Origin of the sequence: Dactylosporangium salmoneum, from assembly GCF_039532525.1 — a bacterium.
GTDB lineage: Bacteria > Actinomycetota > Actinomycetes > Mycobacteriales > Micromonosporaceae > Dactylosporangium > Dactylosporangium salmoneum.
In genome coordinates this window covers 20,731-30,423 of record NZ_BAAARV010000136.1, presented here as the reverse complement: position 1 = coordinate 30,423, position 9,693 = coordinate 20,731, and the positions used below count along the sequence as shown (strand labels likewise).

Sequence of the window (9,693 nt, the reverse complement as noted above, 5' to 3'; positions counted from 1 at the left end):
CGCGCCGCTCGCGGGCGCGGTCCCGCCGGAGGCCGGCCCGGCCGGCGCCGCGGGGCCCGGCGCCGAGGACGCGGGCGGCCAGCTGACCGAGCAGGTCCGCCGGATCTGGCAGGAGGTGCTGCGGATGCCGCACGTCGGGCTGGACGACGACCTGTACGACCTCGGCGGGCACTCGCTCGTGATCACCCAGATCGCCGCCCGGATCAAGAAGCAGCTCGGCGCCGACGTGGCCTTCGAGGTCTTCCTCGACGAGCCCACGATCCGCGGGGTGGTCGACGCCATCCGGGCCGGCCGGTGACCGGGACGTCCGCGCAGAGCCCGGCCGACATCCGGCGGGCGCTGCTGGCCCGGCGGCTGCGCGCGCGGCCGGCGGCGCAGACCGTGCCGCGCCGCCCCGACGGGCCGGCCCCGCTGTCGTACGCCCAGGAGCGGCTGTTCTTCCTGGACCGCCACACGGCGGCCGGCACCGCGTACACCATCCCCTTCGTCCAGCGGCTGCGAGGGCCGCTGGACACCGGCCGCCTGCGCGCCGCGCTGGCCGCCGCCGCCGGCCGGCACGTCGCCCTGCGCACCCGGTTCACCGAGGACGCCGACGGCGTACCGCTCGCCGCGATCGCCGCGGACGCCGACGGGTGCTTCCCGCTCACCGAGGCCGCCGCGCCCGGGCCCGAGGAGGCCCGCGCCCTGGTCGACGCGTTCCTGCAGGAGCGCTTCGACCTGGCCGCCGGGCCCACCGCGCGGGCACTGCTCATCCGGCTGGCCGCCGGCGACCACGTGCTGGCGCTGGCGGTGCACCACATCGCCGCCGACGGCTGGTCGATGGGCGTGCTGTGGCGGGACCTGATGGCCGCGTACACCGGTGTGCCGCAGCCCGAACCGCCGGTCGGGTACGACGACTTCGCGGCGTGGCAGCGCGCCCGGGCCGGCGACCCGGCCGACCTGGCGTACTGGCGCGACCACCTCGCCGGCGTCGCGCCGCTGGACCTGCCGACGGACCGGCCCCGGCCGGCCGAGCAGACCTATGCCGGCGCGGCGCACGGCTTCACCATGGGCGAAGAGCTGACCGCCGGGCTCACCGCACTCGGCCAGGACCACGGCGCCACCCCGTTCATGACGCTGACCGCCGCCCTCGCCGCGCTGCTCGGCCACGCCGCCGGCCAGGACGACGTCACCGTCGGCTCGCCGGTGGCCGGGCGGGCCGCGCCCGAGCTCGACGACGTGGTCGGCTGCTTCCTGAACATGCTGACGCTGCGGGTCGACCTCGCCGGCGACCCCACCTTCACCGAGCTGCTGCTGCGCGTGCGCGAGGTGGTGCTCGGCGCGTTCACCCACCAGGAGCTGCCCTTCGAGCGCCTCGTGGCCGACCTGAACGTGGCCCGGGACGTGGCCCGGTCGCCGCTGTTCCAGGTGATCCTGTCGATGCAGAACTACGAGGGCACCGTGGCCGGCGGCGACGGCGGCGGCGACGGGCTGGACGTCGAGGGCTTCAGCCCCGAGTCCTGGTCCACCCGGTACGACCTGGAGCTGTACGTGACGGCCGAGGGCCCCGCCCTGTCGGGCACGTTCATCTACAACACCGCGCTGTTCGACGCCGCCACCGTGCAGCGCCTCGCGGGCCGGCTGGTCGCCCTGCTGCGGGCCGCCGTCGCGGCGCCGGACACCCGGCTGGCGGCGCTGGGCCGGCCGGACGCCGACGAGCGGCGGCTGGTCGTCGAGGCGTTCAACGACACCGCCGCCGAGCACCCGGCCGACGTCACGGTGCACGGGCTGATCGTGGCGCAGGCGGCCCGGACCCCGGACGCGGTCGCGGTCCGCTGCGGCACCGACGAACTGTCCTATGTGGATCTCGACCGGCGCTCCGCCGCGCTGGCCGGCGCGCTGGCCGAGCGGGGCGTGGGCCCCGGCGACGTGGTCGCGATCCGCGCCGAGCGGTCCGTCGAACTGGTGGTCGCGCTGCTGGGCATCCTGCGCTCCGGCGCCGCGTACCTGCCGCTGGACCCCGAGTACCCGGCCGAGCGGCTCGACTTCATGGTCGCCGACTCGGGGGCCCGGCTGGTCCTCGACCGGGGGCTGCTGCCGCCGGCGAACGACACGGCCGCGCCCGACCGGGGCGGCCCGCACGACACCGCCTACGTCATCTACACGTCGGGCTCCACCGGCCGGCCCAAGGGCGTGGCCAACGCCCACCGCGGCATCGTCAACCGGCTGCTGTGGATGCAGGACGAGTACCGGCTCGGCCCCGACGACGTGGTGCTGCAGAAGACGCCGACCAGCTTCGACGTGTCGGTCTGGGAGCTGTTCTGGCCGCTGCTCGCCGGTGCCCGGCTGGTCCTCGCCGCGCCGGGCGGGCACAAGGACGCCGCCTACCTGCGCGACCTGATCGCCGCCGAGCGGGTCACGACCGTCCACTTCGTACCGTCCATGCTGGCCATGTTCCTGGCCGCCGACGGGGTGGAGCGCTGCGCCACGCTGCGCCGCGTGATCTGCTCCGGCGAGGAGCTGCCGGTCGACCTGGCCCGCCGCTGCCTGCAACGGCTGCCGGCCCGGCTGTTCAACCTGTACGGGCCGACCGAGGCGGCCATCGACGTGTCCGCGTGGGAGTGCCGCGAGGACGCGCTGCGCGATCGGGCCCGGGTGCCGATCGGGGCGCCCGTGGACAACACGCGGCTCTACGTGCTGGACGCGCACGGCGAGCCGGTCGGCGTCGGCGTGCCCGGCGAGCTGTACATCGGCGGCGTCCAGGTGGCCACCGGGTACGTCGGCCGCCCGGCGCTGACCGCCGAGCGCTTCGTCCCCGACCCGTTCGGGCCGCCGGGCGCCCGGCTGTACCGCACCGGCGACCGGGCCCGCTGGCGCGCCGATGGGACGGTGGAGTTCCTCGGCCGGCTGGACCACCAGGTGAAGCTGCGCGGCTTCCGGATCGAGCTCGGCGAGATCGAGGCCGCGCTGCGCGCCCAGGCCGGGATCGACGACGCCGTCGTGCTGGTCCGCGAGGACCGCCCCGGCGACCAGCGGCTCGTCGCCTACCTCGTCGGCGGTGAGCCGGACCGGGCGGCGCTGCGCCGCAGCCTGCCGGACTTCATGGTGCCGACCGCCTACGTGCGGCTGGACGCCCTGCCGCTCACCCCGAACGGCAAGCTCGACCGCCGGGCGCTGCCCGCGCCGGTCACCGAGCGGGACGCGTCGGTGGCGCTCGTCCCGCCCGCCACGCCCACCGAGCACGCGGTGGCCGAGGTGTGGCGGGAGGCGCTGGACGTCACCGACCTGGGCGTGGACGACGACTTCTTCGACCTGGGCGGGCACTCGCTGACCGCGACCCGGGTGGTGGCCCGGCTGCGCCGCCTCACCGACGCCCGGGTCAGCGTGATGGACCTGTTCAAGCACCGCACGGTGCGGGAGCTGGCCAGGCTGATCGACGCGCCGCCGGACGCCGCCGGGCAGGGGCTGCTGCACGAGCTGACCCCGCGCCGCACCGGCACGCCGGCGCTGTCGTTCGTCTGCGTGCCGTACGGCGGCGGCAGCGCGGTGGTGTACCAGCCCCTCGCCGACGCGCTGCCGGCCACCCACGCGCTGTGGGCGCTGGCCATCCCCGGCCACGACATCGGCCTGCGCGAGCAGCGCCTGCCCTTCGACGAGCTGGCCGCCGCCTGCGTGGCCGAGATCCAGCAGAAGGTGACCGGCCCGGTCGCCCTGTACGGCCACTGCGTCGGCTCGGCGCTCACCGTGGAGATCGCCCGCCGGCTCGAGGCGGCCGGCCGCGATGTCGAGGCCGTCTACATCGGGGCGAGCTTCCCGTTCGCCCGGCCGAAGGGCCCGTGGAGCAGGCTGGGCCGCCGGGGCGGCCTGGAGGCGCTGCGCAGTGACCGCGGGTACCAGAACTGGCTGGTCTCCATGGGCATCGCGATGAACGACCTCGACCCCGGCCAGGCCCGCGAGATCGTCCGCGCGATGCGTCGCGAGGCGCAGGAGGCCAAGGAGTACTTCAGCGGCCTGTTCTCCTCCTCGCCCGCCCGGCTGCGCGCGCCGATGGTGACCGTGGCCGGCGAGTACGACCCCGACACCGACTACTACCAGGAGCGCTACCGCGAGTGGCACTTCCTGGCCGACCGCTCGGCCGTGGTGGTCCTGCGCGAGGCTGGCCACTACTTCCTCAAGTACCGGGCCGGCGAGCTGGCCGCCATCGTCACCCGGGCGCACCGCGCGGACGCGGCGGAGGTCCTGCCCGGCCCCGGCGACGGCGACGGGTGGTGGCTGCACGCCGTCTCCACCGCGACCGGCCCGGTCGCGCCGGCCGGGCCGCAGCCGAGCATGGGCCGGTTCCTGCCGATCGCGGCCGGTCAGCTGGTGTCACTGGTCGGCTCGGCGCTCACCGAGTTCGCGGTGCCGCTCTGGATCTACGTCACCACCGGCTCGCTGGCCCGGTTCGCGCTCTTCGCCGTCATCGGCCTGGTACCCGGCATCCTGGTGATGCCGCTGGCCGGCACCATCGTGGACCGCTACGACCGGCGGCGGGTGATGATGATCGCCGACGCGGCCGCCGGGCTGGTCCAGCTCGCCATGGGCGTGCTGCTGTGGACCGGCCACCTGCAGGTGTGGCACATCTACCCGCTGCTGGGCTGCCTGTCCGTGGCGCTGACGTTCCAGCGGCTGGCGTACGGCTCCGCCATCCCGCAGCTGGTGCCCAAGCGGTACCTCGGCCACGCCAACGGGATCGTGCAGAGCGCCCAGGGCACCGCGCAGCTGCTCGTGCCGCTGATCGCCGCCGGCCTGCTGGCCGCGATCGGGCTGAGCGGGATCCTGGTCATCGATGTGGTCAGCTACGCCGTCGCCGTGCTCACCGTGGCGCTGATCCGGTTCCCGGGAGCGATGGCCTGGCGGCGCCGCGAGTCGGTCCTCGCCGAGCTGACCGAGGGCGTGCGGTACTCCTGGGGCAACACCGACTTCCGCCGGCTGCTGCGCTTCTTCGCCATCCTCAACATCTTCCTGTCCCCGCTGTTCCTGCTGGTCTCGCCGCTGGTGTTGTCGCTTGGCGGGCTGGGCGACGTGGCCCGCGCCTCGTTCGCCGGCGGGATCGGCGTCACGCTCGGCGGCCTGGCGATGACGATCTGGGGCGGCCCGCGCCGGCAGCGGGTGCGCGGCATGGCGCTGGCCATCTTCGGGCTGGCGGTGGGCTGCCTGATCGCGGGCGCCCGGCCCGACCTGCTCGCGATCACCGTCGGCGCGGGGGTGATGTCCCTGGGGCTGACCCTGCTCAACGGCATCTACTTCACCCTGATCCAGGTCAAGGTGCCGCAGCGGTTCCACGGCCGGGTGCTGGCGCTCAACACGCTGGTCGCCTGGTCGACGCTGCCGCTGGGCTTCGGCGTCATCGCACCGCTCGGCTCGGCGCTGGCCGGTCCGCTGCTGGAGCCGGGCGGCGCGCTCGCCTCCACGGTGGGCGTGCTGATCGGCACCGGTCCCGGGCGCGGCATCGCCCTGATCTACCTGGTGTTCGCCCTCGCCATGGCGGCGTGGGCGGCCACCGCGCTGCGCGGCCGGCTGGCCCGCTTCGACCAGGACGTGCCGGACGCGCTGCCCGACGACCTGATCGGGCTGGAGGCGCTGCGCCGGCAGGACGGACCGGCCACGGGGGAGTCCAGATGACCGCCGCCGGCATCGAGCCGCGGCTGACCGGGCTCGCCGACGCCGACCTGGAGTCGCTGCTGCTGATCCGGTACTTCGAGCGGCGCCTGCTGGAGCTGTTCTCGGCCGGCCTGCTGCACGGCACCACGCACACCTGCCTGGGCCAGGAGTACGTCCCGGTGGCGATCTCGGGCCTGCTCGCCGGCGCCGACCACGTGTTCAGCAACCACCGCGGACACGGCCACTACCTGGCCCGCTTCGCCGACCCGGAGGGGCTGCTCGCCGAGATCATGGGGCGCGAGGGCGGCGTCTGCCACGGGGTGGGCGGCAGCCAGCACCTGTACCGGGAGGGGTACCTGTCCACCGGCGTGCAGGGCGAGAGCCTGCCGCTGGCGGCCGGGGTGGCCATGAAGCTCAAGCGCACCGGCCACGGTGGACTGTCCTGTGTGTACATCGGGGACGGCACCTGGGGCGAGGGCGCGGTGTACGAGGCGCTCAACCTCATCGCCCTGCGCGCCCTGCCGGTCCTGGTGGTGGTCGAGCACAACGGCATCGCCCAGTCCACGCCGACCGCGCGGCAGATGGCCGGCACCATTGCCGGGCGCGCCGCCGCCTTCGGCATCGCCCACCGCCGGATCGACTCGGTCGACGTCAACGCGATCCGGGCCGAGCTGGCCCCGCTGGTCGAGCAGGTGCGCACCGGGCACCGGCCGCTCGTGGTGGAGTTCGCCACCCACCGGATCGGGCCGCACAGCAAGGGCGACGACACCCGCACGGACGAGGAGATCGCCCGGGTGCGGGCCGCCGACTGGCTGCCGCGGTACCGCCGGGACCACCCGGAGCAGACGGCGCGGCTCGAGCCCGCGGTCCGGGCCAGGATGGACGCGGTGGCCGGCGAGGTCTCCGCCCGGCCGCACAGCAGCTGGGAGCGGACGGCATGAGGGTGGCGGAGAACCTGAACCGGGCACTGCACGGCGTGCTCGCCGACGACCCGGGCGTGCACGTGCTGGGCGAGGACATCACCGACCCGTACGGCGGCGCGTTCAAGGCCACCCGCGGGCTGTCCGACCGGTTCCCCGACCGGGTGCACGCCATGCCGCTGAGCGAGAACGCCATCGTCGGCGTGGCGGGCGGCCTCGCGCTGGCGGGCGACAAGGCCATCGTGGAGATCATGTTCTCCGACTTCGTCGGGCTGGCCTTCGACGCGGTGCTCAACCTGCTGTCCAAGTCGGTCACCATGTACGGGCGGCGGGTGCCGATGCCGGTGGTGGTGCGCTGCCCGACCGGGGGCGGGCGGGGCTACGGCCCGACGCACAGCCAGAGCCTGCAGAAGCACTTCCTCGGCATCCCGGGCCTGTCGGTGTACGAGATGTCGCCGTTCCACGAGATCCGCGACCAGTTCGACGCCATGCTCGCCAGCGCCGAGCCCTGCCTGTACTTCGAGGACAAGGTGCTCTACACCCGCCCGATGTACACCGGCGGCGTGGTGGACGACCTGCTGCGCTACGAGCTGGCGGACGGCGTCGCCCGGGTCTGCGCCGAGGACCCGCAGGCGGCGACCTGCGTGGTCATCGCGCCCGGCGGGGTGGCCCACCGCGCGATGGCGGCGATCCGCTCGGTGCTCGTCGAGGACGAGACGTCCTGTGTACTGCTGGTGCCGGACCGGCTGTACCCGTTCGACGTGCGGCCGCTGCTGCCGCTGCTGGCCCGGGCGGGCGCGGTCGTCGTCGCCGAGGAGAGCACCGCCGGTGGCACGTGGGGCGCCGACGTGGCCGCCGCCGTGCACGAGGAGCTGTGGGGCCGCCTGCGCCGCCCGGTGGTGCTCGCCCACTCGGCCGGCAGCGTGGTGCCCGCCGCCGTGCACCTGGAGCGCACCGTGCTGCTGCAGGAGGAGAACATCCGCGACGCGATCAGAAGGGCCGTGGCGTGACGGGGGCCGACCTTCGGGTACCGAAGCTGAACACCAACGACGAGAGCTACGTGCTGCTCGAATGGCTGGTCGACGACGGCGAACAGGTGCGCCGCGACGACCCGGTCGCCTCGGTGGAGACGTCGAAGGCGGTCGAGGAGCTGGTGAGCCCCGGCGACGGGGTGCTGCGCCGGCTGCTGCCCGCCGGCGCGTCCTGCGCCGCCGGCGACCTGATCGGCCGGGTCCGCCCGGACGGTGACCCGGGACCGGCTCCCGCCCCGCCGGAGGTCGCCGCCGCGGCGGGTGGCGGCTCCACCGTGGTGATCACCGCGCCGGCGCAGGCCCTCATCGACGAGCTCGGCCTGGACCCGGCCCTGGTCGCGTCGCTCGGCGTGCCGGTGGTCAGGCGCGCCGACATCCTGGCGCTCGCGGGGCCGACGCCGGCCCGGCACGCGCTGAGCCCCCGCCAGCAGGCGATCGGCCGCACCGTCGCGCTGTCGCACGCCACCATCCCGGCCGCGTACAGCGTGGTGAAGGTCGAGGTGGACGCAGCCCTCGCGGCGGCGGGGCGGCTCACCCGGCAGCTGCGCCGGCTGGTCGGCCTGCCCGACCTGCTGGTGGCGGCGGTCGCCCGGCAGCACGCCGCGTTCCCGCTGTTCTTCGCGCGCCTGGTGGACGAGCGCACCGCCGAGCCGGCCGCCCGGCCGAACGTGGGCGTCACCTTCGACCTGGGTGCCGGGCTGCACATCCCGGTGGTACCGGACGCGGCCACCCTGCCGGTGGCGCAGATCGCCGAGCGGCTCACCGAGTACCGCCGGCTGGCCGGGCAGGGCGCGTTCCGCGAGGAGCAGCTCGCCGGGGCCAACATCGTGCTCACCCTGCACCACGACGGCGGCATCGTCCTCGCGGTACCCATGATCTTCCCCGGCCAGGTCTGCGCGCTCGCGCTCGCCGCGCCGCAGCGGGAGCTGGTCCTCGACGAGGCCGGGGCCGTCCAGGCACGCACCGTGGCACAGATCGGGCTCGCGTACGACCACCGGCTGGTCAACGGCCGGGACGCGGCGCTGTTCCTGCACGCGATCCGGGACTGCCTGGAGGCGCCGGCCGACCACCTGCTCGACCGCGACGCCTGATCCGGGCCGCCCCGCGGAGGTAGGCTGCAGCATGCGCACTCGAGTGCTCGGCAAGGATCTCGAGGTCTCGGCCCTCGGTTTCGGGGCGATGGGGATGAGCCAGAGCTACGGGCCCGGACCCGATCGCGAGGCCAACATCGCGCTCATCCGGGCCGCCGTCGACCGCGGTGTCACGTTCTTCGACACCGCCGAGGTCTACGGGCCGTACGTCAACGAGGAGCTCGTCGGCGAGGCGCTGCAGCCGGTGCGGGACCGGGTGGTCATCGCCACGAAGTTCGGGTTCGCGTTCGACGCCGACGGCAAGCAGGCCGGGCTGTCCAGCCGGCCCGAGGACCTCGCCCGGGTCGCCGACGGCTGCCTTCGGCGGCTGCGGACCGACCGGATCGACCTGTTCTACCAGCACCGGGTCAACCCCGACGTGCCGATCGAGGACGTCGCCGGGGCCGTCAAGGAGCTGATCGCGGCCGGCAAGGTGCGCCACTTCGGCATGTCCGAGGCGGCCGCGGCCACGGTCCGCCGGGCGCACGCGGTGCAGCCCGTGACCGCGTTGCAGCACGAGTACTCCCTGTGGTGGAAGCGGCCCGAGGCCGAGATCCTGCCGATGTGCGACGAGCTGGGGATCGGGCTGGTGCCGTACAGTCCGCTGGGGAAGGGTTTCCTGACCGGGACGATCACGCGTGACACCGCGTTCACCGCCGGTGACATCCGCGGCACGATCCCGCGCTTCGAGGCCGGCGCGCGCGAGGCCAACCAGGCCCTCGTCGACCTGCTCGGCGCCGTCGCGGCCCGCAAGGAGGCCACCGTCGCCCAGGTCGCCCTCGCGTGGCTGCTCGCCCAACGGCCGTGGATCGTGCCGATCCCCGGCACCCGCCGGCTCGAGCGCCTGGACGAGAACCTCGGCGCGGCCTCCCTCGAGCTCACCGCGGACGACCTGCGCGAGATCGACACCGCCGCGGCCGCGATCGACATCCAGGGCGGCCGCTACTCCGAGCAGATGGAGCGGATGACCAACCTGTGAACGGGCCGGTG

General features: G+C 74.8%; 6 protein-coding genes. All 6 read left to right on the top strand.

All coding sequences use genetic code 11. From position 1 onward, the window contains the following. Window positions 1-298, top strand: a 298-nt coding sequence (locus tag ABD352_RS53930; RefSeq protein WP_344620475.1) for a phosphopantetheine-binding protein, incomplete at its 5' end; no start/stop codon positions are given. Beyond that, window positions 295-5,643 (top strand): non-ribosomal peptide synthetase/MFS transporter, encoded by a 5,349-nt coding sequence (locus ABD352_RS53925; protein ID WP_344620474.1) that lies wholly within the window; start codon window positions 295-297, stop codon window positions 5,641-5,643. The genes ABD352_RS53930 and ABD352_RS53925, both read left to right, overlap by 4 nt. Next, the gene (locus tag ABD352_RS53920) at window positions 5,640-6,563 is read left to right on the top strand and encodes a thiamine pyrophosphate-dependent dehydrogenase E1 component subunit alpha (RefSeq protein ID WP_344620473.1); all 924 of its coding nucleotides are present in this window, start codon (window positions 5,640-5,642) and stop codon (window positions 6,561-6,563) included. Before ABD352_RS53925 ends, ABD352_RS53920 begins: the two co-directional genes overlap by 4 nt. Further along, on the top strand, window positions 6,560-7,552 hold the full coding sequence (locus tag ABD352_RS53915; protein WP_344620472.1) for an alpha-ketoacid dehydrogenase subunit beta: 993 nt from the start codon (window positions 6,560-6,562) through the stop codon (window positions 7,550-7,552). The genes ABD352_RS53920 and ABD352_RS53915 overlap by 4 nt, the downstream gene beginning before the upstream one ends. Then, window positions 7,549-8,664 (top strand): 2-oxo acid dehydrogenase subunit E2, encoded by a 1,116-nt coding sequence (locus ABD352_RS53910; protein ID WP_344620471.1) that lies wholly within the window; start codon window positions 7,549-7,551, stop codon window positions 8,662-8,664. The genes ABD352_RS53915 and ABD352_RS53910 overlap by 4 nt, the downstream gene beginning before the upstream one ends. Before the next feature lie 31 nt (window positions 8,665-8,695). Further along, on the top strand, window positions 8,696-9,682 hold the full coding sequence (locus ABD352_RS53905; protein WP_344620470.1) for an aldo/keto reductase: 987 nt from the start codon (window positions 8,696-8,698) through the stop codon (window positions 9,680-9,682). Window positions 9,683-9,693 lie beyond the last annotated feature (11 nt).

Bases quoted from the DNA above. Each gene is read 5' to 3' on its own strand.
- ABD352_RS53920 (WP_344620473.1), top strand. From the start codon at position 5,640: ATGACCGCCGCCGGCATCGAGCCGCGGCTGACCGGGCTCGCCGACGCC.
- ABD352_RS53915 (WP_344620472.1), top strand. From the start codon at position 6,560: ATGAGGGTGGCGGAGAACCTGAACCGGGCACTGCACGGCGTGCTCGCC.
- ABD352_RS53905 (WP_344620470.1), top strand. From the start codon at position 8,696: ATGCGCACTCGAGTGCTCGGCAAGGATCTCGAGGTCTCGGCCCTCGGT.